27 protein-coding genes and 1 riboswitch are annotated in these 25,137 nt (G+C 42.7%); of the genes, 3 read left to right on the top strand and 24 right to left on the bottom strand.

What is annotated here, in order from left to right; all coding sequences use genetic code 11:
• Positions 1-57 precede the first annotated feature (57 nt).
• Complete coding sequence (gene prsW, locus MHB63_17215) at positions 58-732, bottom strand: glutamic-type intramembrane protease PrsW (protein ID MEK3808261.1); 675 nt, start codon at positions 730-732, stop codon at positions 58-60.
• A gap of 105 nt (positions 733-837) precedes the next feature.
• Between prsW and MHB63_17210 the strand changes: the two genes are divergently transcribed.
• Entirely contained in the window at positions 838-1,806 is a 969-nt protein-coding gene (locus MHB63_17210; GenBank protein ID MEK3808260.1) for an asparaginase, read from the top strand.
• Positions 1,807-1,836: 30 nt separating this feature from the next.
• Here MHB63_17210 and MHB63_17205 read toward each other — a convergent pair whose 3' ends face one another.
• From MHB63_17205 to MHB63_17155, 11 genes are all read right to left on the bottom strand, one after another.
• On the bottom strand, positions 1,837-2,811 hold the full coding sequence (locus MHB63_17205) for a YpdA family putative bacillithiol disulfide reductase (GenBank protein MEK3808259.1): 975 nt from the start codon (positions 2,809-2,811) through the stop codon (positions 1,837-1,839).
• Between the two features lie 102 nt (positions 2,812-2,913).
• The gene (locus tag MHB63_17200) at positions 2,914-4,185 is read right to left on the bottom strand and encodes a Glu/Leu/Phe/Val dehydrogenase (protein ID MEK3808258.1); all 1,272 of its coding nucleotides are present in this window, start codon (positions 4,183-4,185) and stop codon (positions 2,914-2,916) included.
• A 233-nt stretch (positions 4,186-4,418) separates the two neighbouring features.
• Entirely contained in the window at positions 4,419-5,021 is a 603-nt protein-coding gene (locus tag MHB63_17195; GenBank protein MEK3808257.1) for a genetic competence negative regulator, read from the bottom strand.
• A 121-nt stretch (positions 5,022-5,142) separates the two neighbouring features.
• On the bottom strand, positions 5,143-6,060 hold the full coding sequence (locus MHB63_17190; protein ID MEK3808256.1) for a MerR family transcriptional regulator: 918 nt from the start codon (positions 6,058-6,060) through the stop codon (positions 5,143-5,145).
• A 128-nt stretch (positions 6,061-6,188) separates the two neighbouring features.
• The gene (locus MHB63_17185) at positions 6,189-6,557 is read right to left on the bottom strand and encodes a hypothetical protein (GenBank protein MEK3808255.1); all 369 of its coding nucleotides are present in this window, start codon (positions 6,555-6,557) and stop codon (positions 6,189-6,191) included.
• 42 nt (positions 6,558-6,599) lie between these two features.
• Positions 6,600-7,235 carry a CBS domain-containing protein gene (locus tag MHB63_17180; protein MEK3808254.1) on the bottom strand — a complete coding sequence of 212 codons (636 nt, stop codon included), beginning with the start codon at positions 7,233-7,235 and terminating at the stop codon, positions 6,600-6,602.
• Between the two features lie 69 nt (positions 7,236-7,304).
• A complete protein-coding gene (locus MHB63_17175; protein ID MEK3808253.1) occupies positions 7,305-7,763 on the bottom strand; it encodes a DUF2663 family protein in 459 nt (152 codons plus the stop codon).
• Positions 7,764-7,872: 109 nt separating this feature from the next.
• Positions 7,873-8,538, bottom strand: coding sequence for a LysM peptidoglycan-binding domain-containing protein (locus MHB63_17170; protein MEK3808252.1), 666 nt, complete (start codon positions 8,536-8,538; stop codon positions 7,873-7,875).
• Between the two features lie 4 nt (positions 8,539-8,542).
• Entirely contained in the window at positions 8,543-9,127 is a 585-nt protein-coding gene (locus MHB63_17165) for a type II CAAX endopeptidase family protein (GenBank protein MEK3808251.1), read from the bottom strand.
• A gap of 4 nt (positions 9,128-9,131) precedes the next feature.
• Positions 9,132-10,610, bottom strand: a complete 1,479-nt coding sequence (locus MHB63_17160) for an ATP-dependent DNA helicase RecQ (GenBank protein ID MEK3808250.1) — start codon at positions 10,608-10,610, stop codon at positions 9,132-9,134.
• Between the two features lie 9 nt (positions 10,611-10,619).
• Positions 10,620-11,669 carry a helix-turn-helix domain-containing protein gene (locus MHB63_17155; protein ID MEK3808249.1) on the bottom strand — a complete coding sequence of 350 codons (1,050 nt, stop codon included), beginning with the start codon at positions 11,667-11,669 and terminating at the stop codon, positions 10,620-10,622.
• Between the two features lie 287 nt (positions 11,670-11,956).
• Between MHB63_17155 and MHB63_17150 the strand changes: the two genes are divergently transcribed.
• On the top strand, positions 11,957-12,205 hold the full coding sequence (locus MHB63_17150) for a ferredoxin (GenBank protein MEK3808248.1): 249 nt from the start codon (positions 11,957-11,959) through the stop codon (positions 12,203-12,205).
• A gap of 43 nt (positions 12,206-12,248) precedes the next feature.
• On the opposite strand, the gene MHB63_17145 is transcribed toward MHB63_17150, so the two are convergent.
• Entirely contained in the window at positions 12,249-12,830 is a 582-nt protein-coding gene (locus MHB63_17145; protein MEK3808247.1) for an ECF transporter S component, read from the bottom strand.
• 152 nt (positions 12,831-12,982) lie between these two features.
• Positions 12,983-13,123: riboswitch (FMN riboswitch) on the bottom strand.
• Positions 13,124-13,301: 178 nt separating this feature from the next.
• Between MHB63_17145 and serA the strand changes: the two genes are divergently transcribed.
• A complete protein-coding gene (gene serA / locus MHB63_17140; GenBank protein MEK3808246.1) occupies positions 13,302-14,876 on the top strand; it encodes a phosphoglycerate dehydrogenase in 1,575 nt (524 codons plus the stop codon).
• 42 nt (positions 14,877-14,918) lie between these two features.
• On the opposite strand, the gene MHB63_17135 is transcribed toward serA, so the two are convergent.
• From MHB63_17135 to sigX, 11 genes are all read right to left on the bottom strand, one after another.
• Positions 14,919-16,172: an ATP-binding protein gene (locus MHB63_17135; GenBank protein MEK3808245.1), complete on the bottom strand. Its 1,254-nt coding sequence runs from the start codon at positions 16,170-16,172 to the stop codon at positions 14,919-14,921.
• A 142-nt stretch (positions 16,173-16,314) separates the two neighbouring features.
• Positions 16,315-17,127, bottom strand: coding sequence for a histidinol-phosphatase (locus MHB63_17130; GenBank protein ID MEK3808244.1), 813 nt, complete (start codon positions 17,125-17,127; stop codon positions 16,315-16,317).
• A gap of 70 nt (positions 17,128-17,197) precedes the next feature.
• The gene (locus MHB63_17125; GenBank protein MEK3808243.1) at positions 17,198-18,046 is read right to left on the bottom strand and encodes a LysM peptidoglycan-binding domain-containing protein; all 849 of its coding nucleotides are present in this window, start codon (positions 18,044-18,046) and stop codon (positions 17,198-17,200) included.
• A gap of 979 nt (positions 18,047-19,025) precedes the next feature.
• Positions 19,026-20,141, bottom strand: a complete 1,116-nt coding sequence (locus tag MHB63_17120) for an IS110 family transposase (GenBank protein MEK3808242.1) — start codon at positions 20,139-20,141, stop codon at positions 19,026-19,028.
• 411 nt (positions 20,142-20,552) lie between these two features.
• Positions 20,553-20,888 carry a hypothetical protein gene (locus tag MHB63_17115; protein ID MEK3808241.1) on the bottom strand — a complete coding sequence of 112 codons (336 nt, stop codon included), beginning with the start codon at positions 20,886-20,888 and terminating at the stop codon, positions 20,553-20,555.
• On the bottom strand, positions 20,889-21,374 hold the full coding sequence (locus MHB63_17110) for a hypothetical protein (protein MEK3808240.1): 486 nt from the start codon (positions 21,372-21,374) through the stop codon (positions 20,889-20,891). It lies immediately after the preceding gene.
• A 107-nt stretch (positions 21,375-21,481) separates the two neighbouring features.
• Positions 21,482-21,910: a hypothetical protein gene (locus MHB63_17105; protein ID MEK3808239.1), complete on the bottom strand. Its 429-nt coding sequence runs from the start codon at positions 21,908-21,910 to the stop codon at positions 21,482-21,484.
• A 75-nt stretch (positions 21,911-21,985) separates the two neighbouring features.
• On the bottom strand, positions 21,986-22,396 hold the full coding sequence (locus MHB63_17100) for a DUF5412 domain-containing protein (protein MEK3808238.1): 411 nt from the start codon (positions 22,394-22,396) through the stop codon (positions 21,986-21,988).
• Between the two features lie 36 nt (positions 22,397-22,432).
• A complete protein-coding gene (locus MHB63_17095; protein ID MEK3808237.1) occupies positions 22,433-23,173 on the bottom strand; it encodes an alpha/beta hydrolase in 741 nt (246 codons plus the stop codon).
• 210 nt (positions 23,174-23,383) lie between these two features.
• A complete protein-coding gene (locus MHB63_17090) occupies positions 23,384-24,520 on the bottom strand; it encodes a hypothetical protein (GenBank protein MEK3808236.1) in 1,137 nt (378 codons plus the stop codon).
• Positions 24,517-25,053, bottom strand: a complete 537-nt coding sequence (sigX, locus tag MHB63_17085) for an RNA polymerase sigma factor SigX (GenBank protein ID MEK3808235.1) — start codon at positions 25,051-25,053, stop codon at positions 24,517-24,519. Before sigX ends, MHB63_17090 begins: the two co-directional genes overlap by 4 nt.
• Between the last annotated feature and the right edge of the window lie 84 nt (positions 25,054-25,137).

Below are 25,137 nucleotides of genomic sequence, written 5' to 3'. Positions count from 1 at the left end.
GGCGCAATGCGCAAAAAAAGCAATCCTGCCGCAGGATTGCTTTTTCGGATCCGTATTTTATTGTTTTAAAGCGACTGCATACTTGTTATGTTTAATCATTCTCGCTTTTTTTGCTTTATGAAGGGAAAACCACCAGAGACAAAGCATAAATGGCACCATATAAAGCGGCCAGAGCTTGTGTGCAACAAGGATATAGTCATACAATCCATGCAAAATGACGGGAACCATTAACGAAAAAAGAATCCACTTTCTTTTTTCCGAGAGCTCGGAAAACTTTCCTTTTCCCATGTAATAGCCCATAATCACTCCAAATAATGCATGGCTGGAAACCGGCAGAAGCGCGCGGCCGACGGCAAATTCAAGTCCGTTTCCGATTAAGTATAAAATATTTTCAAGTGTAGCAAAGCCCAGTGATGAAGCGACCCCGTACACAATGCCGTCGTAATGTTCATCAAAATGAACGTGCGGATAGATGGTGACAAACAAAATAAACCATTTGAAAAATTCTTCCAGAAGTCCGCTCGAGAAAAAAGCCAGGAGCACCTTAGAATCAATGATCTGTTCCGTCTCAAGCACATACTGAATAAACATGATCGGAAAAACAAGCAGCGCCCCGAATGCAAATGACCGGAACACCATATAAATGGGCTCTGCTTCATATTGGTCTTTTAAATAAAAGTAACTTAAAATGGCTAAGCCAGGGGCTATGCCGGCAGAAATAATGGCAATCATCCGCAGGCCTTCTTTCTTCAAAATTCTTCTATTTATAATGGTATCATGTTATCGTAAAATTGAAAATGAATTGAGAGAAAAGATATTGAACAACCGGAGGGGCTTATGAAACATATTTTTGTCATCCATACAGGCGGAACCATTTCGATGAGCGAGGATGAAACAACCGGCGAGGTAAAGCAGGGCGAATCCAATCCGCTGCTTAAGCATTTGCTTACGTTTAACGATATTGTGATAACTTCAAAGGAACTTTTTTATCTGCCGTCACCGCACATCACGCCAAAAGAAATGCTCGAACTTAAGGAAACGATCGAAAAAGCATGCCAAAAAGATCAAATAGATGGAATTGTCATTACACACGGAACGGATACACTGGAAGAAACCGCATACTTTCTTGACCTGACCCTGAATGTGAAGATCCCCGTTGTCATAACAGGCGCTATGCGATCCAGCAATGAGCTGGGATCGGACGGGCTTTATAATCTCGTGTCATCTATTCAAGTTGCTGCAAGCACTGAAGCTGCAGATATGGGCGTGCTTGTGGTGATGAATGATGAGGTGCACTCAGCAAAAAATGCGACCAAGACCCATACCAGCAATGTAGCCACCTTCCAAAGTCCCCAGTACGGACCGATTGGAATTGTCAACAAGCGCGGAGTATCCTTTCATCATAAACCCGTAAACCGCACTCATCTTAAAGCCGATCATCTCACGAAACAGGTTATGCTTCTCAAAGCTTATGCAGGAATGGACGACACCATCCTGAAGGCAATTGCCGAAGTGAAGCCTGACGGTCTTGTCATTGAGGCGCTCGGACAGGGCAACCTGCCGCCAACCTTGATGCCTTCACTTGCCATGCTGATGAAGGCAGGCGTTAAAATCGTCATTGTTTCAAGATGCTTTAACGGAATCGTACAGGACATATATTCTTACGAAGGCGGAGGAAAAACACTGAAAGAAGCAGGAATCATCTTCAGCAACGGCCTTAACGGGCAAAAAGCCCGCCTGAAACTCATGATCGCTCTTGAAACGACACAGGATGCAAGTGAAATTCAGGAGATTTTCTCTTTCTAAAATAAGATGCAAAAAAAAGACATCACCTCATCAAGTGATGTCTTTTTTTGCTGCGATATCCTCTGCAATCAGTCCGCCATGGAAACGGCCGTTTTCTATAAAAATTTCATTCGCGTTATTGCCTGCAGCGATGACGCCCGCAATATAAATGCCAGCTTCATTTGTTTCCATTGTATCTTCTGAAAAAGCAGGACGTCCTGTAGCGGGATCAATGTCCACACCCATTTTGGTCAAGAAAGAATGATCCGGATGATAGCCTGTCATCGCAAAGACAAAATCATTTCGGATCGTCACTTCTTCTTTGCAGTCTTTTTCATAGACAACTGCATCCTCTGTTATCCGCTTTAAGAGTGAATGAAATTCCATTTTAATGGTTCCGTTTCTGACAAGCGCTTCAAATTCAGGTAGAATCCAAGGCTTAACACTCGGCGAATACGTTTGGCCCCTGTAAATAACCGTGACTCTCGCCCCTGAGTGCACCAGTTCAAGCGCCGCATCGACGCTTGAGTTTTTTCCGCCCACAACAACGACATCCTTATCAAAAAAAGGATGACCCTCTTTAAAGTAATGAAACACCTTTGGAAGGTCCTCACCCTCAATGTTCATATAGTTAGGATGATCATAATATCCCGTTGCGACAATGACGTAATCTGCATTGTATGTATCCTTTGATGTTGAAACAATAAAGGACTGACCTTCCTTCGTGACGCCTGTCACCTTTTCAAAAGCATGAATTCTCAGACTGCTGCGCCTTACTACATCACGGTAATAGGCAAGCGCCTGAATTCTGTACGGCTTCCTGTTTTCAGTAATAAACGGAATGTCTCCTATTTCCAGCTTCTCGGCTGTACTGAAAAAAGTCTGGTGAGTAGGATAATGATAAATGGAATTGACAATATTTCCTTTTTCTATAATAAGGGCATCAATCCCTTTTTCTTTTAAAGCAAGTGCCGCCGCAAGTCCGCATGGACCTCCTCCGATAATGATGACCTCTTCTTTTTTCACCATGTTCACTCCTGAATTTCTGAATTTCTACTTTTTCTACATGCAAAAAAATCTCCTACCGGTAATGATAGGAGATTTTTTGAACAGTTGCAAACAATTAACTTAAATCCAGCCTCTGAACCTTGATGCTTCCGCCATTTTGCGGACACCCACCATGTAGGCAGCAAGGCGCATATCGACCCGTCTTGTCTGTGACGCTTCGTAGATATTATTGAAGGATTTGACCATAACTTTTTCGAGCTTTTCCTCAACTTCTTCTTCCGTCCAGTAGTAGCCCTGATTATTCTGAACCCACTCAAAGTATGAAACCGTAACTCCGCCAGCACTTGCAAGCACATCAGGAACGAGCAGAATGCCGCGGTCAGTCAGAATTTGAGTACCTTCAATCGTTGTTGGTCCGTTTGCCGCCTCAACAACGATGCTTGCGCGGATGAGATGGGCGTTTTCTTCTGTAATCTGGTTTTCAATCGCTGCAGGTACAAGAATGTCGCAATCCAGCTCAAGCAGCTCTTTATTTGTAATCGTATCATTAAATAACTTTGTCACTGTACCAAAACTGTCTCTGCGGTCAAGAAGGTAGTCGATATCAAGACCATCAGGATCGTGAAGACCGCCGTACGCATCGGAGATTCCAATGACTTTGGCTCCTGCATCATGCATGAATTTCGCAAGGTAGCTTCCCGCATTGCCGAAGCCCTGAACGACAACCCGCGCCCCTTTCAGCTCAATGCCCTTCTTCTTTGCAGCTTCATGAATACAGATCGTAACACCTTTAGCTGTAGCTGATTCACGTCCGTGCGAACCGCCAAGTACAAGAGGTTTTCCTGTAATAAATCCCGGAGAGTTAAATTCATCGATGCGGCTGTATTCATCCATCATCCAGGCCATAATCTGTGAATTAGTAAAAACATCCGGTGCCGGAATATCTTTTGTCGGACCGACAATCTGGCTGATTGCTCTTACATAGCCGCGGCTGAGCCGCTCGAGTTCACGGAATGACATATCACGGGGATCGCAGACGATTCCGCCTTTTCCTCCGCCGTATGGCAAGTCAACAATTCCGCACTTCAGACTCATCCAGATTGACAGCGCTTTAACTTCAGTTTCGGTTACGCCAGGATGGAAACGGATTCCGCCCTTTGTAGGCCCTACTGCATCATTATGCTGCGCGCGATAGCCAGTAAAAATTTTAACTGAACCATCATCCATTCGAACAGGTATTTTTACCGTCATCATTCTCATCGGTTCTTTTAGTAATTCATACACTTCTTCAGGATAACCCAGTTTCTCAAGGGCTTTATGTATCACCGTTTGTGTTGATTTCAGCACATCATGCTTTTCTCGTTTATGATTGGTGCTCTTTTCGGCTACCATCGCAGTAAACCTCCTACTGTCTCTTCAGGATGGGTGGAATGTCCACCTTTCATGACATAGTATACACCTTTGGCCCTTTTCTGCAAAGTAGAAATAGCGAAAAGAAAACGTATTTTTGTAAGCGATTTCAATGAAGTGGCGGATATGGATAAAACAGGGTTTAAACACATAAATAAAGTTCGAAAGCTTTGAATAGTAAGACATTTTTATTTAAAGAAGAACCCGAAGTCTAATTAAGACTGCGGGTTTTTCTTCCAGTAATAGGAATACAGCTTTTCTACAGCGAAGTCTTCAAGCAGGCACTTGCCGTACTCATGTAAGTAATGGATGGAAATCATCGACGGATTGCCGTATTCTGCGATAATGGATACAAGCGTATCGACATGTATTGGCTGGTGTTCATCGAGTATAAGAAAAAAACGGTTTTGGTATGAGTAGACTGTTCCTTCCTTCAGACCCTGTGAATAAAGAGCATTTGTCAGCTGGATAATGTCTTCAAAATCATTAAATTCATACACAATGTCGCAATTCTGATCCAGCTTCACCTGCATTTCAATATAGTCATCCGCATAATCTTCATCTGATTCTTCTTCTTCATGGTTTTTGGTGACGATGATCACCATGCCTTGCGCCTGAAGAGAATAAACCTCTACGGCAATTGGGCCGCTCGCTTCAAATCCAAGCTCCTCACTTGCTTCGTCCATCATTTCCCTGAAAAGCTGATGCACTTTCAGAGAGTCTTTCCACAAGTCTTCTTTTGTCAGTCCTCTGTCCATTAAATCATCTATGGTTAAGAAGATTTTGATCTTGTTATAGTTCAATCGCTCTAGCCGCATCCCTTACCCTCCTGCCGTCAGAACGTACTTTTTTCTTTATCATATGAATTGCAGGCGGGATGGTTCGCCTGATTTTCAGCAAGTTTACACCTGCCGGACAGGTTTAGACAAGCAAAATGTTTCAGACAGACAGCCGTTCTTTCAGCCAGGTGTCCCACTCTTGTTTTGTATTGCCGACAAACATGCTCTCATATGGCTTCATGACATCTCTTGAAACCTTATTAAAGCCGTTTCCTCCAAGTCCAATAATCAGATGTTCATGCTTTCCTCTGAGTTCATCTGCAGATGCAATTGTCTTTTCAACATTTTCCTGCAGGGTGCAGGAGTAGAAAAGAAATTTCGGGTTCACTTCACCCAGAACAATATCTATATCTCCGTCTGCAATGCTTGTCCCTAAATAAATGACCTCAAACCCTTTTCTCCGCAGATAGAGGGTGAAAATCAACAGGCCAAGTTCATGCCATTCACCCGGTCCGCACACGGATACCACTTTGGGAAGCAGTCCGTTTACCGGAAGAGTATGAAGGATGATGCCGATTCTTGATCTGAGAAAAGAGGAAGCAAAATGCTCATGGGCAGATGTAATTTTCCCGTTCTCCCACAGATCTCCTATTTTAACAAGCAGCGTTCCGAGGATATCGATAAGCACTTTATCAATCGAGTAAAGGCTGAAGGCTCTGTTAAGCAGCTCATGGGCGGTGTTCTCATCAAAAGACAGCAGCGCAGTCAGAAGCTCCTCCGTTAAATCCATCGACCGGTCGACATCAGGTGCAGCTGAGACGCTGACAGGGTCTTCTGAAGGCAGTTCGCTGTGTTCAAGAAGATTGACAGCCTGGCTGATCGTAAACCCTTTATTCACCTTTGTGATCAGCCATTTTAAAATTTTTATGTGTTCTTCTGTATATAAGCGGTGGCCGGAATCATTTCTGACCGGTGCAATCATGTTATAGCGTCTTTCCCAGGCTCTAAGGGTTCCCGGCTGGATTCCAAGCATTTTGGAGACTGCCTTTATGTTGTATTTGCCTTCTTGACTGGACATATCAAATCCTCCAATTACAAAAATCACTGTAATCAAAGTATATAGGATTAAACACCTTGTGTAAACTTTGTATAACAGTTGAATAGTCTGTTTTCTGGTATTTTCTGATATAACGGGGCAGGTTTCTTTCAATGCGCTCTTTTCGGGTGCTGTCTGTGCAGGAAATAGGATGAGAGACTGTAGATGGCGGTAACACAGGCTATTCCGGCTGTTTGCCAGATGCCAATTTGGGCTAATAGGGCAAAATTCAAAAAAACACAAAAGGAAACTGCCGATTTTACTAGCTTCCTTCCATTCATAACAGCTTCTTTAAGCAAGGATGCGTGAAGAATAAAGGAGACCGTAAAAAAAACCATGCCCAAAAAGGATCTGCCCGGAAACAGGGCAAGCCCCATAATGAATTCAGGAAAATGAAAAGGCAGACGAACCGGAAGAAAGAAGCAGGACACACTCCCGGCAGCAAAGCCTGCGATAAGGCGCAGCAGCAAACTGAACAAAAAAACCCCTCCCCCACATCTTTATATGCAGGGAAGGGAGCTTTATTCATCTTCGTGAATGTCCAGTATCCGGAAGCCGGCTTTTTCAATTCGTTCAATGAACCTGTCTATATTGTCCTTTTTCTCAATTTTCATGACGATTCTTCTGACCATGCTCTCTGTTTCATCAAACGTAACCAGAGAAATAATATCTTCATGAAATTGTCTCGCAAGTTCAGTCAGCCTCGCAATCCTGCCTTCTGTTTCCACAGATGTAAAAGCAATTCTTACACCCTTTTTGTTCATTCCAAAAGCACTTTGAAATTGTTCAAGCACATCATAACGCGTCACGATTCCGAGGAATTCTTTTTCCTCGCCGACTACAGCAATCAGGGGATAATCCTTCAGCTGCAGGAGCGTATTTTCAAAAATTTCTTCGCCTTCAAGATAAACGTCAGTGTGTACAGCAATGTCCTCAGCCTTTTTTTCAGAAAGAAAGGCTTCTTTTTTCAATTCTGACTGGAAAAACTCTTCATAAAGATGAAATCTCGTGACAATGCCTATGTATGCTGCCCCTTTTAGGACAGGAACACCGTCAATCTTATGATGCTCCAATTTTTCAAGAACTGTTTTTAATGAATCGCCTGCTTCTGCATGTACCGTCCGGTTTTTCGGTATCATTGTGCTTTTGACAAACATCGCATCACCCCATTAACGTTTTAGCATACATTCGCTTTTATCTGTCAAATTCCTTTATGATTCATGCAATTATTTGCTTTCGAAATAAAGATTGATGTCATAATGCTTCTTCATCATGTCATAAACCTCTCCTCTTTTTTTCCAATGATACGGCTGCGGCCATAGCTCTGAACTTTTGCGGATGATTTCTGTGCGGAGGCCATGGTATTCCTTTTCATATTTTTCTTCTTTTTTCTTATAATAACGGGCTGTTGCATAGCCTGACCCAAGCAGCAGCACGATGAAAAAATGCAGAACACTGCCGACCAGCTCTCCAAGCATATACCCGATATTGCTTCCATTGGGAACGACAATAAACTGATAAAAATACAGGAAATACACTAAACCGCCAAATAGTGTAAACATCTGCCATTTAAAACAGTTCTTTTTATACCTGTCGTACTTTCTTTTTTTATTCAGCACGCTCTGCAGCATTTCCCTTGTTGCCTGATCTGTCGACCCGCCAAGCTCCAGTATTTGCTTTTCCACATGCATCACATCTCCCGATCGAACAAATTGTCTATTAAACTATATGATGTTGTCCGCCTCCTTATGAAATGCATGTACAAAAAAACACATGCGTTTTTTTGCATGCGTTTTACTGTTTAAGCGGTATTTTCAGGACTTGTCCTTCGTACACACTGTCTCCGCTTAATTGATTCCATTGTTTGATCAGGTCCTCTCCAGATCGTCCCCCGTAGTATTTAACGGATATGCGGTACAGGTTATCCTCAGGTCCAACGGTATGTTCAACAATCCTGTAGTTCTCATTTGGTTCAGATGCGGCTGCCGGCTCCGGCTTTGGCTCTTTTTTTGGCTGAGGTTCCGGCTTTTTATCAGGCTCTTTCTCCTGAAGGTCTTTGCCGGCAGAAAGATCTGCGGAGGCTGTCATTGTATCTGTTTTTTCGGTTTGATCCTCTGAGCCGGCAGCAGAATCGCTTTCATCAGGGGCCAGGCTTGATTGGTCCTCTGCTTCCTGCTCTTCATCATCGCCGTATTTTATCAGCACGTCTTCATAATCGGAAATATTTTCACCATCAACCGTTTTGCTGCGTTCATCAAAATACGAAATGGTGTAGTAAAACCCGATGGGAAGAAGAAAAAAGAAAATGGCAAGCAAACTGACTGCCGGATATTTATAGGGTGACTTTTTTTTCTCTTTCTTTTTGTGAATCTCGCTTCGTGAAGGGTAGCTCCCGGTCCGGGATTTCACGTCTTCAATTTTTGCTTTTTTGGCTAAAGCCGCTCTTTCCATTCTGCTCATCTTGTCACCTCCGTCTTATGTGATTCAAGCGAATTTGAATGGCAAACACTAAATCTATTAAAAAATGGGCAAATACCGTTACAAATAAGTTCCCAGTCTGCTCATACACGTATCCGAGCAGCAGGCTGATCAGCACCACCATGCAAAAAAGCAGCCATTTTGACAAGTATCTGAAATGGAGAACTGCAAAAATGAGGCTCGCTGCCCAAAACCCGAAATGTGTCTGCAGAATTCCTCTGAAAAGCACTTCTTCTGTAAAAGAAATCAGCAGGCACAGAAAAATGATGTGGGGAACAGAGCGGTTCCTGAACATTTTTTCATTGATTCCGCCGTCATCATACATATCTTCAGGCATCGTCTTCATGATGATCCAGTCAAATATAAGAACAGCTCCTGCTGTCAGTCCCCCAATAAGGAGGATCTGGCCGGTGTCAGGCTTCCACAAGCCCGCAAAATCTGACACGCCGTTAAATAATATCATACTCAAAACAGCGGAAATTGTAAGTAGTAAAATTTGAGTAAAGTAAAGCTGCTTAAGCAGCTGACTGTCACTCATGCTTTTAACAAGATCATTTTGACGCTTTACCATGCTATCACTCGTTCTGGCCAAATACAGCCTTTAATTCTGTTTCCCAGTCAGGCAGCTGGTCATCCGTCCTTTTCTTTGACTGTTCCTGTTTTAGAAAAGACAGGCTCACACCGCATCTGTCACAGCAGAATTCCTGTTTTTGAAACGTTTCTTCCCCGAAGTATGCCAATATCCCTTTTCTTCTGCACTCCGGTGAAGACAGCCAGTGCAAGACGCCGTCAAGCTTTTCCAGTTTCAATCGGCGCCGGTTTTCAATGCGGGAAATAATCCAGTCGACAGCTTTCTGTTCAGAACCGTGAATCCCATTTTCAAATGATGGTAAATGATGCAGGATAAACCTGCCCTGAATTTCATTGATCCCCGCCCTGTTAAACGCATCTTCGGGGGCCATTCCGGATGACATGGCATACATGCATTCATGGAGCTGGCTGTAGGTGCAAAACTCAGAATCAATCATGGATAAAGGGAGATCGCGGTCTCCTTTTCCAATCAGTGCGACGGCAGCACTTGGCAGTCCGTCTCTTCCCGCCCTGCCGATTTCCTGAACATAGGATTCCATTTGAGCCGGAAAATGAAAATGAATCACATACCGCACATCCGCTTTGTTTACTCCCATCCCGAATGCGTTCGTACAGCATACAGCATCCAGCTGTCCGTATAAAAACTGATGCTGAATCAGCGTCCGCTGTTCCGGGTCCATGCCTCCGTGATAGAAAGCTGTGTTTTTAATGCCTTCAGCCTGTAAAAACAGCGATATGCTTTCTGTCCACTTTCTGCTTGCACAATAAATAATTCCGGGTCCCTCAAGGGTCCGCACCAGCTCAAGAACCCGCTGAAGTTTATCTTCCAGAGATGAGTATTCCTCAATTTTGATGCTGATGTTGCTTCTGTTGACTGAATAGACGTGCCTGATTGGTTTTGTCATGTTCAATGATTGTTCAATGTCTGCTAAAACCTCTTTTGTTGCCGTCGCCGTCAGGGCAAGACAAGGGGGATTGCCGAGGCGTTCTCTAAGTTCGCCCAATTTCGAGTAGTCCGGCCTGAAATCATGGCCCCACTGGGAGATGCAGTGTGCTTCATCGACAGCAAATAAGGATATTTTGACTTCAGTTAGTGCGGAAAGAACCGCTTCAGACTGAAGGATTTCCGGTGAAGCAAAGATAAACCTGTACTGATTTAAATGAGAAAGAGCCCTCTGCCTTTCAAGATATGGGAGAGAGCCATTTAGACCAATCACTCTTTTTTCACCCCGCAGGCGGATTTGCTGCACCTGGTCTTCCATAAGCGAGAGCAAGGGGGAAATAATCAGAACGGTCCCCTCAAGAAGATAGCCTGGAAGCTGATAGCACAGCGACTTTCCCCCTCCGGTCGGAAGCATGGCAAGGACATCCCGGCGTGAGAGCACATCCCGTACGATCGTTTCCTGCCCTTCCCGAAAGTGATCATATCCAAAATAGCGGGACAATGCCTGCTGAACGTTCATAGCATCCTCCTAGGTCCTTGTGTAGGCAAGCCTGATCTGAAAATAGCTGAACCGGTTATCTAAAGCCTCTTTTACGATTCTCAGCTGATGGGTATTCAGGTCATGAATCTTGCGTGTAATCAGAGCAAGCCCCTCTTCTTCAAGAAACATTGAGATATCAAAACCTGGGTCATTTAATGAAATCTCGACAATGTGGTCTTCTATCGTGCTTCTTTTTAAACGCCTGATGTCAGAAATCGTTTCAACCGACTTTCCTGAGCGGATCAAATGAAGTGTTTTGGAAGCAGATTCAGTCAGAGAATCGCTTTTTGTCAAATCTTTTGAAACGGCATGCAGTATCGGATAGGCGTGAACATTTTTCGTTGATTCCTTTAAAAAACGGTGAACAAGCCCCCAGAACTTGAGCCTGATGTAAACTTCATCGTCATTAAACTTCTCGGCAAGCTGCTGGTAGGTGAAGCCGATTCTGCTTTTGGAACTTAATTGATACACCCACATAGCGGCCGCTGTATTGTCAGCCTGCTTCAGAAATGCCTGCATCTCCTGATACATGCTGAAGGCAAGCTCTTCTTTTGAGAATGGCATCCCTTTAAGATAGGATTTCACCCATCGCTGCACTTTCTCGTCTTTTATCACAGGCAGATAGCGCGCGCTCCCGGCTGCTGCATGAGAAAGCACCTGCGCAAGAAGGACGGTCCGCTTCCAAAAATGCACACCTGCCTGCGAATAGAGGGTGCCGTCCAAATCTTCAGGAAGCGGCTTTTCCTTTAACCTATTTTCTTTATGAATGACGGCATCAGGATTCGGCCGGCAGACATCGCCTTCACCGGGAAGCAGCCACCCTTTCTTTACTAGTCCCACGATGGCTGCATCAAATTCTTTTCTTGAAAGATCGGGAAACATTCCGAAGAGGCGGGACAAACCGAAAAGCTTGCTGTCCTGAATGGTCTGGGAAGATTTTTTCCCTTTCAGCAGATGAAAGACCGCAGATGCAGTCCGTTCGCCTCTGAACCCATCAAGACATTCCAAGTAAATACACTCCATATAAGTATCTGTCATGGTCATCACCCTGCACTTTTTGACACGATTCGATATATGTTCATTGTAACAGATTCTGTATAAAAAAAGGCGTTTAAAGTTGCGTTCAAAGGGTACCTTATATACTAGAAACCCTTATATGATAAGCATTCTCAATGTACTTTACTATTGAAAAGTTTTATAAACAGATTTACAATGTATAAATATAAAGAGGTACGCACTCGTTCAGACTTTCATTTCTTATGCACTGACAAATGAATGACAGTACCATATCATAGAGTGTAACCAATTCAGAGGAGGTTTTTTTGATGGCAAAGTATACAATTGTTGACAAAGATACGTGCATTGCTTGCGGTGCTTGCGGAGCTGCTGCACCGGACATTTATGATTATGATGATGAGGGGATTGCATTTGTAACCCTTGATGATAACCAGGGAATTGTTGAAGTTCCTGAAATTCTTGAAGAAGACATGATGGATGCATATGAGGGCTGCCCGACTGATTCCATTAAAATTGCTGACGAGTCATTTGACGGCGACGCATTGAAATTTGAATAGCATACGAAAACCCTCCGCAAATGCGGAGGGTTTTTTAATGGGCTTAAGCAGCCCGTTTATAGTCATTTTGAGCATGAACCCATGTTTTCAGCTTGGCGAATATCGCCATAAACACAAAGCCCATCACAATTCCTTTAATTAAGTTAAACGGCAGAATACCACTTACAATCAGCGCTTTAAGCTCAGGCGCTGCCATAGCCGGTGCATTCAGGAACCACGTGTAGGCAGGAATAAACAAGTAATAGTTCAGGACGCTCATAGCACCTGCCATGAGGACAGTTCCTGCTGAAAGACCGATTGCAAGACCTTTCATGCTGTTCATTCTTCTGTACAGATAGGATGCCGGCAGAATATAAAGAACACCGGCGGTGAAGTTAGCCAGCTGCCCGACAGGCACTCCAGCTGCATTTCCCATAATAATATAGTGAAGAACGTTCTTCAGCGCCTCGACCATAATCCCTGCGCCAGGTCCGTAAAGAATGGCTGCAATAATGGCCGGCACGTCCCCAAAATCAAGCTCCAGAAAGCTTGAAAAACCAATCGGGAAATTAAAAATCATTAACACAAACCCTACACTGGCAAGCATCGCAATCGATACCTGCTTTTTGACTTTACTTTGCTGCATTTCTGCTTCTCTCCTTTTTCGATCCATCCGGAAAGAAAGGATACGTCCTGTTTTTCCCTGACTAATAGAAAACCCCAAGTGACGATTCACTATGGGGAGAATTTAATCAAGGTCAAATAAACGGTTAAAATCTTCATTTTAAACGCCAGAACCTCCATCTTCTCCCATCCAGACTTTACTGTCGGCTCTGGAATCTCACCAGATCCTGCCATCACAAGGACGGCTCGCGGGCTTTGGAAACTAACTCTTTCCTTACCGCCGGTCGGGAATTTCACCCTGCCCCGAAGATAGATCATATTATTTTGTTTTCGAGATAAGTATACTGCATCTGTTTCAATTTGTGAATACATTTGCTTACGAAACATCTTCCAGCAAATGTCTTTATCGTTGTACCGCGTTAATGTTATTGACACAATAATCGTAATATGATAAATTATCTGATATTTACTAGATGTACTTAGGGGGATAAACATGTACCGAATTCTTGTTTCAGATTCAATGAGTGCAGACGGTCTGCAGCCTTTACTCGAAGCAGAACACGTCGAAGTTGTCCAGAAAAAAGCTGCCGAAGCAGAAGATGAGCTTCATACATTTCATGCTTTACTGGTGCGCAGTGCCACAAAAGTCACAGACGAACTAATTGGAAAAATGACCTCTCTTAAAATTATTGCCAGGGCCGGTGTTGGAATCGATAACATAGATCTTGATGCTGCTACAAAGCACGGTGTTGTCGTCATTAATGCACCGGACGGAAATACCATCTCGACAGCTGAACATACATTTGCCATGATGACATCTCTCCTTCGTCATATTCCTCAGGCAACTGTATCTGTTAAATCCAATGAATGGAACCGGAATGCATTTGTCGGCACGGAGCTTTTCGGAAAAACGCTCGGGATCGTGGGACTTGGCAGAATCGGAACTGAAATTGCCAAGCGTGCACAGGCCTTCGGGGTAAATGTGATTGTATTTGATCCGTTTTTAACCCGCGACCGCGCAGCCAAAATATCTGTTAAAAGCGCCACATTGGATGAAGTTCTGACACAGGCGGACATTATCACCGTACATACACCGCTTACTAAAGAGACAAGAGGCCTGATTGGTGCTGAATCTCTGCCGAAAACAAAAAAAGGCGTTTATTTGCTCAATTGTGCACGTGGCGGAATTATAGACGAGAAAGCAATCATCCCTTATCTTGAAAACGGCCATATTGCCGGTGTTGCCCTGGATGTATTTGAAACAGAGCCTCCGGAAAACCATCCGCTTTTGAAATTTGACAATGTCATTGCCACACCTCATCTGGGAGCCTCAACAAAAGAAGCGCAGCTGAATGTAGCCGCTCAGGTTGCACAGGATGTGCTCCATTTCCTTGATGGAAAAATCGTTACAACATCAGTAAACCTTCCGGCTCTGACTAAGGAAGTATTCGAAAAAATCCAGCCATTTTACAGGCTCGCCAAGAATATGGGCAATATCGTTTCCCAGTGCATGAAAGAGCCTGTTCATGATATTTCCATTAAATACGAAGGGTCTGTTGCAGAGCTTGAAACGTCGTTTGTGACAAAAAGCCTGATTGCAGGATTCCTGACTCCGCGCGTTGCATCAAATGTAAACGCAGTAAACGCAGGCATAATCGCCAAAGAGCGCGGCATCAGCTTCAGCGAAAAAATCACTTCGAATCAGTCAGGATACGAAAACTGTATTACGGTATCCATTCACGGGGACCAGACTACGTTTGAAATAAAAGGAACACATATTCCGCATTACGGCGAACGGATTGTCGGCATCAATTCCTTTAACATTGATTTCTATCCGGCAGGTCATCTTATTTATATTCAGCATACAGATAAGCCCGGAGTCATCGGACGGGTCGGAAGAATTCTAGGAGATCACGAAGTCAACATCGCAACGATGCAGGTGGGCAGGAAAAATGCAGGCGGAGAAGCCATCATGATGCTGTCGTTCGACCGCAAGCTTGATGATTCCCTTATTAAAACCCTTTCTGACATCGACGACATTGTATCCATAAAACCTATTGAACTGTAGGATTAAGAAAAAACGAGCAAGCAGATCATCTGCTTGCTCGTTTTACGTTCTTTTTACAGGCAGGTCAATGACAACTTTAGTGCCCTCTCCCACCTTGCTTGAATACGTGATGGTGCCGCCATGCGACTGGATGATTCTGTAGCTGACCGTAAGGCCGAGCCCTGTTCCTTTTTCTTTAACGGAATAAAACGGCTCTCCAAGGCGTTTCAGCCTCTCCTCTTCCATGCCTTCCCCGTCATCTTCAATCATGATGCGCGCTGATCCGCCTTCTTCAAAAAGAGAGATGGAAATCGTTTTTGATCCTGCTTCAATAGAGTTTTTTATAATATTGATAAAAACCTGCTTCAGCTGATTCGGTTCGCAGTCAATTTCCTTCATCCCGGCGTCTGACTGAAACACAATATTCACCCCGTACATATTCGCCTGTGATTCAAGCAGAGAAATGACACTGCACATCAGCTTGCCTACATTTGTTTTCGTAAAGCGGATGTTTTGAGGCTTTGCGAGAACAAGGAGCTCTCCGACAATCTCATTGATTCGGTCTAGCTCATTTTCCATAATCTCATAGTACAGTTTATTCACACTGTCGTTTTTGTTCATCAGCTGAACAAATCCTTTTAAAGAGGTGAGCGGATTTCTTATCTCGTGTGCAACGCTTGCGGCGAGGCCACCGACGACACTCAGCTTTTCTGCTTTTTGAAGGCGGTTCTCCGCTTCTTTCATCTGGGTGATGTCCCGTCCGATGACGACAAGGGCCTTTCTCGAACCGTCATCATTGAACAGCGGAACCTTAATCGTATCGAAGGTTTTAAAGCTTCCGTCCGGCTGCGGAATCTGTTCTTCACTTCTGCTGACCGATCCGCTCATCCAGGTCTGCTCGTCCGATTCCTCGCAATAAAGCAGCGCGTCTCTGTAGAATTCCGTGTATTCAGCAAGATCCCTGTCCCGCTTTCCCTTGTAGTCCACTCCCTGCAGGTCAAACAGATTCAGCCCGAACGTATTTACCTCAATCCAGCGGCCTTCTCCGTCTTTAAAGTTTACAAAGTCCACCATTGAATTAATAAGCGACAGTAGCTTTTCTTTTTCCCGCTCAAGCTCTTGAAACTGTTCATTCTTGCTGATCAGGTATTTTATGAAGATAAAAGTGGCTGCAATAAAAAAAACAGCTTTTATTTTTGAAATCACAATAAACGTGTATATGTCATAATCAAGCAGTGCAATCAAGTGGTCTGTGCCAAATACCCACACGACGCTTAGTAAAACATAGAAATATAAAACCTTTTTCATTTTTGACATGTATGTCTCCCGAAAATTAAGATGTAGACTTCCATTTTACTACTAAATCCGGGAAAAGGGATAGGCATCGGCTGAAATTTTTAAATCAGACATGTTTTTTCAAGTAAAAAAGACCGCGGGCATCAGCCTGCAGTCTCCTTCTTCAATCTAATGTAACTTCTTTGCGCTCGCCTTTTGAAAATGTCATCAGCGATGTGTATCCAACTCTCTTTGCAAGAGCCACAGCCTGGTCATAATCGGCACCGACATCACCCGGGACATGTGCATCCGAAGACAGGACGATTGGAATTTGCTTTTGATGGCATAGCTTTAACAGCCTTTCATCAGGATACAGTTCGCCGACAGGCTTTCTGAGCCCTGCAGTGCTGATCTCAACGCATGTCTTGGACTGGGCAAGAGCATCTGTCGCCCGGTCATACTGCTTCATTAGAAACTCTTCGTCATCTGGGACATATTTAAAAATTTTGACAAGGTCCAGGTGGCCGACGATATCAAACAGATTCGACTGGGCAAGGGTTACGACCTGATTGAAATAGTGCTCATACACTTCTTTTACATCACGCTTGTCCCATTCATGCAAATATTCCTTCAGGTCAATTCCAAAGTCATCCACCCAGTGGATGGAACCGATCACATAATCAAAATCATATGTATCAATAAACGATTTCATTTCAGCATGCCTGCCTGGTGTATAGTCCATTTCAATTGACATTTTCACATCAATTCCCTGATTCCATGCTTCGTGAAAAAGAGACACGTAGTCCTTCATATCATAGTAGCGCCTCTCGTCTACCCATGGGTTGCTCAAAATGTTTTTTGTCTGATAAAAATGATAGGCATGTTCGGAAATGCCGAAATGCTGTATGCCTTTAGCGGCAGCTTCATCTGTAAATTCCTTTAAATAATCAAGCGTCAGAGTGCCTCTTTCGAGATGATTGTGATAGTCGGTGCGCATTGTCTGCTCCCTCCGCGAAGTTTTGTCCTATTATATCGCTTTTTGGAAAGTGTGACAATGTATTTTCAGTTTATTTAGAAGAAGCTGAAGAATGTGTGATTTTTAAGGTTTGTGCAGGAAAAATAGCTTCAGATGACAGGTCATTTTCTTGCTTCAGCTGCTGAACAGTGATTTGAAGCTGTTCTGCTATCGAATACAGGGTGTCCCCTTTTTTAACGGTGTACTGGCTGACGGAAGCCGTTCTTTGCTCAATCATCAGCTTCTGTCCTGCGTATAGACGGTCAGATACAAGGCCGTTTATTTTCTTCAGTCCATCTACGCTCAGTCCATTTCTTTTGGCAATCCCCCACAGCGTGTCCCCTTTTTGGACAGTGACAGATCCATCTTCGGCAGCAGGCTGTGCAGTCGCGGGAACGGCTTCAATAGAGTGGGCTGCCACCATGATAAATGGATCTACAGCCTGTTTTTTGTCGTATGTCCATTTTCCTTTATGTACTTCAAAATGCAGGTGAGTCCCTCTGGATACACCCGTGTTGCCGATCACACCGATTTTTTGGCCCCTTGCTACTTTTACCCCCTCTGAAACGGTCCTTTTGCTCAGATGGGCATAGACCGTTTCATATCCTTCAGGGTGAGAAATAAAGACGACATGGCCATATGTATTCGAAAGATAGGATTTTGTCACTGTTCCTGACTGTACAGCGGAAATGGCCGTTCCTTCAGGTGCTGCAATATCAATACCTTTATGTTTTCCGCTTCTTGTTCCAAATGTGTCTGTTATTGTGCCCTTGACGGGATGAATCCAGCTTTTGTCTTCAGCTGGACTTTCTGCTTTTGCCAATGTTCCTCCGACAAAGAGCAGCATGACGCAAATTCCGACAATCAGAGCAATGGATAACCTTCTCAGCAAATCTAACATGAGTTCCCCCTAGTTTGTTCATTTGTCAAAAAATGACCAATACTAGTATTATGCAGTCTTTGCCAATTCATACGTTAAAGTTGTGTGAAGAGGGGGGTTTTGGGTGAGGGTTATTCTTACAGCATTCTGTTAGATAAGGCCTAATTATTCTTCTCTAATCTTTAAAGGGAGCCTGACTTTGTGATGATTGTTGGTTTGAAGTGATACCCGTTTCCTTGCGCTCCAGTCACTTGCTTTCCGCGGGGAGTGCCGGGAGCCTCCTGATATGAACGAAACTGTCAAGGCTCCTAACCCACACCGATTTTTGAACGCCTTTAATAAGAGAAGCGATTTTCAGCTTCTTTTCATGTAAAAGTTAAAGCCATAGTGGCTAGCTGATCTCCTTCTTTAGCTTACCTACCGCTGCTCATCTCTCTGGTTAGCGGTCAAGTGCTTTCCTTGATGGCTAACCAGAGAGATGAGATTCTTCTCAAGCTAAAGAAGATGTGAACCCATTTTCCTCTCTTTTTTAATGGCAGGCTGTTTTTATGATCATTGTAGATTCTAAATCGTACCCGTTCCCTTGCGCTCCAGTCACTTGCTTTCCGCGGGGAGCCCCGGGAGCCTCCTCACTTCGTTTGCGGGGTCTCCCGTGCACTCTTCATCCCGCAGGAGTCAAGTGCCTTCCGCTTCAGTCCACTGGTGTTTAAACTTATATTCAGGAAACAAGTACGAACGTAGCCTGCTAAAAATGAAAGGTAAGAACACGGCACGAAGGCAAAAATTTCAACTGCGGTTAGCACTCTGATATTCGTGGGTTTTCACATTTTATCTTTCCGTGTAAAGGACTGTTCCACTAACTCGGCGCGTGCATTCATCATTTTCGACTTAGCACAGAGGAGGCACGTGGGTTTTCCTTTCCGGTTTTTCTCTTTGCCTTCGAGCCCTATTCTCATTCTTCCATTCTCGATACGTTTGTTTCTAACTGGTAGATACAATCTCAATTTGTGCTAGGCATCTCTTCTACTTCTTGCATCACCGCCCAAATAAAGCCGGCTAATTCCCTGGCAACTGCGGTTACAGCTTTCCCTCCATTTTTCCCTTTGGACAACAGCCGGTAGTATTTCTTGTGAAGACGATTTTGTGCTTTCCATGAAATCGATTGAATAGCCGGTGATTGACCTTTTATGCGCCTTTCAAGATCTCCCTTCACAGCTGGCTGATAGCGATAACTCCATGCCGATTCTACAAGCAAGCGCCGAACATGACGATTTCCTGTTTTCGTAATATTGCCTTGTTTTCGTTTTTCTCCACTTGAATATTCGCTTGGAATCAATCCAACGTATGACATAAACTGTCGAGGGGTCGAAAAACGTTTAAATGAACCAATCTCAGCTACGATGCTTGTCGCTGTCACAAGCGCTATCCCTCTTAATGCTTGAAGAGCTTGAACTTTTTCTGCGTGGACACCTTCTTTTGCGTGAATGTTTATTTCTTCCTCTAATCGCAGAATACGCTGTTTTAATTCTTTTAGCTGGTAGTAATATTCTTGAAAAACAACGCGAAGGTGAACATTTTCAAACTGAAGCGTATCCAGCCAACGATAATATTTCACTGTCCATTTATTAATCCCGGTCGGTGGTTTTATATCGTTTCGAAGAAGAAATTTACTCAATCGGTGTTTAGCTCTTAACTCATCTTCTTTCGCATCTTCTCTACAGCGGACAAGGTCTCGCAATGCTTCATCATCTGGAGTTGGAATGTAAATAGATGTTAATTCGGCTGCACGATGTAATTGTGCTAGCCGAATGGCATCCCTGCGATCTGTTTTAATTCGCTCTCCAGGCTTTTGAGGAATAAGGGATGGAGCAATTACCTCACAGTGAATCCCCATATCAGACAATAGTCTGTATAAGGCATAACCTGTAGGACCAGCTTCATAACAGACGCGAAGAGTTTTTGCCTCCCCCAACTTTTTCATTAGCTTTTTTATGGCCTCAGGTGTGTGGTCGATCACTCCCCAGTAACGTGGGGCTTCGCGTCCCTCTTCTGCAATCGCGACCGCAATTTTTTCTTTCGATACGTCTAAACCTACGTATTTCATGGCATCCTTCATAATAACTAGCTCCTTCCGTAATGCAGCTCTGATTTGGTATGTTTTTTTCCAGTAAACATTCTAACCAGATTAACCTACGATGTTACGAATAAGGAGCTAGTTTCGTTCATGATAACTCGGCCAGCCTGCGGGGTCTCCCGTGCCCTCTTCATCCCGCAGGAGTCAAGTGCCTTCCGCTTCAGTCCACTGGTGAGTGGTGATTCTACTTCAGTCAGGAATATATAGTTTAAAAACCTTGATATATAAACTGTGACGGTTCCAATGGTTAAGTACTTGGGACAATCTAGAGTAAATCAAGATTTGCACCGCATTTAGCTGAGGTTTTTGCAGTATAAAAACTCAGTTCATTTTTGAACTGAGTTCATTAGTTATTCAATTGGAGCCTTCGATAGCTTAAGAATGTAAATAGTTTTATTCTTTTTCAACCCTTTTCCAAAATGCCTTTCTATTGTCTCTCTCCGCTATCCAACCAAGAGGTAAATCCCCAATTGAAGCAAGGGAATTATCAATCTCCAGCATTTCTTCAAGAGAAACTATTCTTGCGCAGTCTATATCAAATTTCATTGACCCATCAAAAAATTGCCACATACCATCTTCTTTATCGTGCGACACATACAATACAGGTTTTGTTCCATCTATTATTTCTTTTGTTGTGATGACCATTGTATCAGGAGCATCTTTAAAATAAATCATAGTCACACCATCCATATCCATAGCATAGGCATCAGGAGGTAACAATCCAGCCATTTAAGGATTATCAACAGATACCGTTTCTTCAAACTTCAATCCAAAGTAACTATATGTTATATGCAAACTTTCTATGGGTTCATTATGTACAACACTTATTCCATAACTTTTATCATTTTTAGTTGCCGTTCCATCATTCATCTTTTCTAGTTGGGTTATTGGAGATGTGTCGGACTCAATGTCGATAGTTTCGATATTACTAATGCCAAATTCCTTTTCGTCAAATGTATTAGATATAACAAAACCTTTAAGGGGATTCGTGACCTGTATTTTAAGCTTTATAGGTTCGTTGTAATTATTTACTAGAACTTCATTAATCTTCAGCTTTCCAAACCCCTCATTCCCTATTGCAACAACAACTGCTTTATTATCTTGTGTTGAACCAACTGTCCCACCGACCAATGGAGAATTGATTTTGAGAAAAGAATAAAGCCCAACAAATACTATTATTATGCTTAGAGCTATAATCACAATGAATTTCTTCATATTCCTAAACCCCCCCATACTACTCAATCCCTTCCGATTCCTTACTATGAAGAGGCGATCACATTGTGCAGAAATCGCCTCCGATTGTTAAATATCAAAAAATGAATTTAATGAAATAGGTCACTAATTTCTAAGAGGGCTTTTCTTGATTCTTCTATTTTATATACTTCCAGTTCAAATGAACCTTTTTGTTGTATAGATTCAAGAACCGGATTAAGATCACTTGAATAATACGTTTTATTTAATGTATATCTGATATGGCAAATCGAAGGACTTACCTTATTCGCATCAATAATCACTTCTTCAGGGCTCATACTTGTAAAAGTATGCTGAAATGTATCTATAAAAGAAAGATCTTTGCTTTCACCCAAAAATTTTTCAATGCTTGATAATTCAATCCAGACATTTGGTAAAGATGCTGTAAATCCCCGATTATGAACTTCTAAGTCTACACATATGCTTGGTAAACGATATTCCACTTCTTTTAATATAAATTCGAAATAAGAGAACGCATCTGTTGAAAACATCTTTGTCATCTATAACCAAATCCTTTTTATTGCTTCAATAAATATAATCTTTCGTAAAAGAGGTATGTACTTATGTGCGGCAATCTATTGATGTCTAAAATCATATTTGCCACTGGGAACCTTTAATGTATGACCGTTTATTACTACAGTATCATTGTCTGTCCAAGTAATATTTGCAGAGTTTTCACGATAATTCCAATATATATTTTTAGATTTGTTTTCTTTATTAAATACTAATTCACCTCGAAGTGAATAAGAAGTGGTTGCTCCTCCATTTGTGATATATGCTTTTAAGGTGTACTTCCCATCCGGTGATTTAACTTCAGTAAGATATGATCCTGTCGGCAGCCTGTTCATATCATAAAAGGCCCAGTAAACTCCATATCCTAAAAAAGCCATTACCAATAATCCAACTATTGAAATTCTAATAAATCTCACTTTGTACTTTCTATTTACATCATCTTCAGAAGCCGTATTTTTCTGTTTAAAAAACATATTTAATACTCCTTTACCTAAATCAAATTACATTTACTACATCACTCCTGCCTTAAGATTTTCAATTAGTCTTTTAATGGCATCTACTACTAATACAGGTTCATCATTTTGTATATAATGTGTACTATCTTCAGCAATCATAAATTCACTGATAGAAGATATTTGAAGAAGTTCTTCTTGCATTGTATTCCATAATTCTTGTGACTTGGGTGTATAGTGATTTTTTTTGCCGGCAGAAAGGACTATTAAAGGAATGTTTAATTTCTTTTGGTCTTCTTTTAATTGATTTAAACTTTGCATAAATTCTTCATAATTACCTTCGTGAACAAATTGCTTATTGTATGCTTCTTGAAAATCTTCGGACATCGTTGGAAGAAATCTTTCTCGGTAATCCTCCGGAGTAGAGTCTACTAGAAGCAGCCCACATACATTTTCAGGGTATTTACTCGCAAATAACCGTGCATTTACTCCCCCAAAAGAGTGTCCTACAAGTATATATGGAGGAATTATATTAAGTTTATCTAAAAGTTCTTTCAGTTCCTTTACCATCTCTCTGCTATTCCTGGGATTAGTACTTGGTTCGCTTCTGCCTAGACCTGCTCTATCAAATACAATAACTTCTGTCAGCAAAGAAACTTCGGAAATTATGGCATTCCACCCTTTTGAATAATCCCCATACCCGGCATCCATAACAACGGTTGGTTTCCCCTTTTTTTCTCCAAACAAGTTAGCAAACATTAAAAAGTCACATACTTTTATATACATCTCTTTAGACATCATGATAAAATCCTCACTTTTTTGTTCCTTTGTTATTTGACAATATTTAAATTAACTCCTTTAACGAAATAACCAATATTTACAATAATATCACAAATATCCCATCTGCCATCCAGATAAATCTAAAGCCATAAATAAAATCACAGCACCCTCCTGCTTCTTTTCATAACGGCAAAAAACCCGCAAGCATCATGCTGCGGGTTTTTCCTTCTATTCTTCAAGATCAACGGGGTTTGGCGAGAACGGAACGGGCACGGCCTGTGTTACGTCCATTTCACCAATCCTGCCGGCTTCGATTCCTTCGAATTTTACACTCTCGTAGCCGAAATCTTTAGCGGTCATCAATATCGCTTCGAGCATCAGTGTGTCTGTTTCGTTATCATCAATTGTTGAGGCGTCTGTAAATTCAATGGTTACTCCATTATCTGATTCTATTATTTCATCGATGACAACTGTTTCTTCGATCACCGGTTTTAACCCGAGTGTTCCTTTTTCCTTCATAGCCGTCAGGGCATCTGTCAGCTTGTTAAAGGATAGAAGGGAAGGCGCCAGGAGTTTAGGTGAGTCAAGGCTCTCCTGATACAGGAAATAGGCTTTCTTTTTGAACTTTGTGAATGTCAGCTTATCCTGATAGCCATACGCTCCGATTTCCGCTCCCTTTTCACTGCCGGTGAAATAGTCAGCCTGCATGGCATCCTGCCAGCGGAAAGATTCTTCAAGTCCCTCGGTAAAGAGTCTGTTTTCCGTTTCTGAGCTGGAAGCAGCATATGCATTGCCTTTTATATCAACAGACATCCGGTCTTCTCCTGTCTCATACGAGAGCTTTGTTCCTGATAGCGCAGAAGGACTCAGTCCAGCGCTCCCCGGGTCAAATGAAGACAACGCCGTTTCAAAAAGAGTCATGTAGGAGTCAGAGGAATCGAACTGAAAGCTGAGCGGTATCGTGTTTTGAACCTGAAGATCGGGATAGGCAACCGTTACAATCGTCTGATTGCCCTTTGTCCTTGCTACAAATGACTTTTTCTCAGTCTCTGGTGAAGACTTTGCTTCTAATTTCATGTCTGCGTTCTCTTTTGCCGCCTGGCCGCTTTCGGCTGCTTTATCCGCACTGTCTTCAAGTTTGCTTTCACTCATTTGGAAGTTTTGAAGGAAAAAGGGTGAAAGGATTAAAAGAATAAAAAGGGCGGCAAAGCTTGCAAGAGCCGGCGTTTTCCACTGAACTTGCTTTTTGTGCATACGTTCCTGCAAACGGGTGTATATTTGCTGCTGCGAGCGCCGGTCTTTGATATCCGGCATTGCTTGAAGTTTGTCTGTAATCTGCTCATCGTTCCATTTTGATTGATTCATCCCTTTACTATTCCCTCCTTCCTAATCGAGTGTTCAGACAATTTATTTTTCAGAGCTTTCAGCGCTCTGTGCTGGGTCGTTTTCACTTTGCTTTCTGTAAATCCGAGGGCTGCTGCGGTATCCGCAATGGACATTCCCTGAATATACCTTAAGATAATGACAGCCTTCTGATCGACTGTGCATGCATCAAGCGTCCGGTAAACCATCTGCATCTCTTCATTTAACGCAGCAATTTCCTCCGGAAGCGGCTGCTGATCCCGTATTTGCTCACGGTCCCAGTCAAACGCTTCAAAGATGCGCTGTTTGAGTGTTTTCTGTTTGCGGAAATAATCGATGGCAACATGTCTTGCAATGGAGAGGATCCAGGTTTTTTCACTGCTCCGTCCTTCAAAACTGCTGTGTGATTTCAATATTCGTATATACACTTCCTGAACGAGGTCCTCGGCCTGTTCACGATTCTTCACCATATAAAACAAGAACTGGAAAAGATCGTTGTGATATTTTTCATAAATCCTTTGAAAGGCCTCTTCCATGAACGAACCTCCAATCAATACATTAGTCGGAATGAAGAATAAAAAGTTACACATCTTTTACTATATCGGGATTGCATAGAAAAA

Source organism: Bacillus sp. FSL H8-0547, from assembly GCA_038002745.1.
Classification (GTDB): Bacteria; Bacillota; Bacilli; order Bacillales; family Bacillaceae; genus Bacillus_P.
This window is presented reverse-complemented; position numbering and strand designations above follow the sequence as displayed.

What these genes read in the sequence shown, in the direction of transcription:
- prsW (MEK3808261.1), bottom strand. Translation starts at nt 732, where the DNA reads ATGATTGCCATTATTTCTGCCGGCATAGCCCCTGGCTTAGCCATTTTA.
- MHB63_17210 (MEK3808260.1), top strand. Translation starts at nt 838, where the DNA reads ATGAAACATATTTTTGTCATCCATACAGGCGGAACCATTTCGATGAGC.
- MHB63_17200 (MEK3808258.1), bottom strand. Translation starts at nt 4,185, where the DNA reads ATGGTAGCCGAAAAGAGCACCAATCATAAACGAGAAAAGCATGATGTG.
- MHB63_17195 (MEK3808257.1), bottom strand. Translation starts at nt 5,021, where the DNA reads ATGCGGCTAGAGCGATTGAACTATAACAAGATCAAAATCTTCTTAACC.
- MHB63_17190 (MEK3808256.1), bottom strand. Translation starts at nt 6,060, where the DNA reads ATGTCCAGTCAAGAAGGCAAATACAACATAAAGGCAGTCTCCAAAATG.
- MHB63_17180 (MEK3808254.1), bottom strand. Translation starts at nt 7,235, where the DNA reads ATGTTTGTCAAAAGCACAATGATACCGAAAAACCGGACGGTACATGCA.
- MHB63_17170 (MEK3808252.1), bottom strand. Translation starts at nt 8,538, where the DNA reads ATGAGCAGAATGGAAAGAGCGGCTTTAGCCAAAAAAGCAAAAATTGAA.
- MHB63_17165 (MEK3808251.1), bottom strand. Translation starts at nt 9,127, where the DNA reads ATGGTAAAGCGTCAAAATGATCTTGTTAAAAGCATGAGTGACAGTCAG.
- MHB63_17160 (MEK3808250.1), bottom strand. Translation starts at nt 10,610, where the DNA reads ATGAACGTTCAGCAGGCATTGTCCCGCTATTTTGGATATGATCACTTT.
- MHB63_17155 (MEK3808249.1), bottom strand. Translation starts at nt 11,669, where the DNA reads ATGACAGATACTTATATGGAGTGTATTTACTTGGAATGTCTTGATGGG.
- MHB63_17150 (MEK3808248.1), top strand. Translation starts at nt 11,957, where the DNA reads ATGGCAAAGTATACAATTGTTGACAAAGATACGTGCATTGCTTGCGGT.
- MHB63_17145 (MEK3808247.1), bottom strand. Translation starts at nt 12,830, where the DNA reads ATGCAGCAAAGTAAAGTCAAAAAGCAGGTATCGATTGCGATGCTTGCC.
- serA (MEK3808246.1), top strand. Translation starts at nt 13,302, where the DNA reads ATGTACCGAATTCTTGTTTCAGATTCAATGAGTGCAGACGGTCTGCAG.
- MHB63_17135 (MEK3808245.1), bottom strand. Translation starts at nt 16,172, where the DNA reads ATGTCAAAAATGAAAAAGGTTTTATATTTCTATGTTTTACTAAGCGTC.
- MHB63_17130 (MEK3808244.1), bottom strand. Translation starts at nt 17,127, where the DNA reads ATGCGCACCGACTATCACAATCATCTCGAAAGAGGCACTCTGACGCTT.
- MHB63_17125 (MEK3808243.1), bottom strand. Translation starts at nt 18,046, where the DNA reads ATGTTAGATTTGCTGAGAAGGTTATCCATTGCTCTGATTGTCGGAATT.
- MHB63_17120 (MEK3808242.1), bottom strand. Translation starts at nt 20,141, where the DNA reads ATGAAGGATGCCATGAAATACGTAGGTTTAGACGTATCGAAAGAAAAA.
- MHB63_17115 (MEK3808241.1), bottom strand. Translation starts at nt 20,888, where the DNA reads ATGGCTGGATTGTTACCTCCTGATGCCTATGCTATGGATATGGATGGT.
- MHB63_17110 (MEK3808240.1), bottom strand. Translation starts at nt 21,374, where the DNA reads ATGAAGAAATTCATTGTGATTATAGCTCTAAGCATAATAATAGTATTT.
- MHB63_17105 (MEK3808239.1), bottom strand. Translation starts at nt 21,910, where the DNA reads ATGACAAAGATGTTTTCAACAGATGCGTTCTCTTATTTCGAATTTATA.
- MHB63_17100 (MEK3808238.1), bottom strand. Translation starts at nt 22,396, where the DNA reads ATGTTTTTTAAACAGAAAAATACGGCTTCTGAAGATGATGTAAATAGA.
- MHB63_17095 (MEK3808237.1), bottom strand. Translation starts at nt 23,173, where the DNA reads ATGTCTAAAGAGATGTATATAAAAGTATGTGACTTTTTAATGTTTGCT.
- MHB63_17090 (MEK3808236.1), bottom strand. Translation starts at nt 24,520, where the DNA reads ATGAATCAATCAAAATGGAACGATGAGCAGATTACAGACAAACTTCAA.
- sigX (MEK3808235.1), bottom strand. Translation starts at nt 25,053, where the DNA reads ATGGAAGAGGCCTTTCAAAGGATTTATGAAAAATATCACAACGATCTT.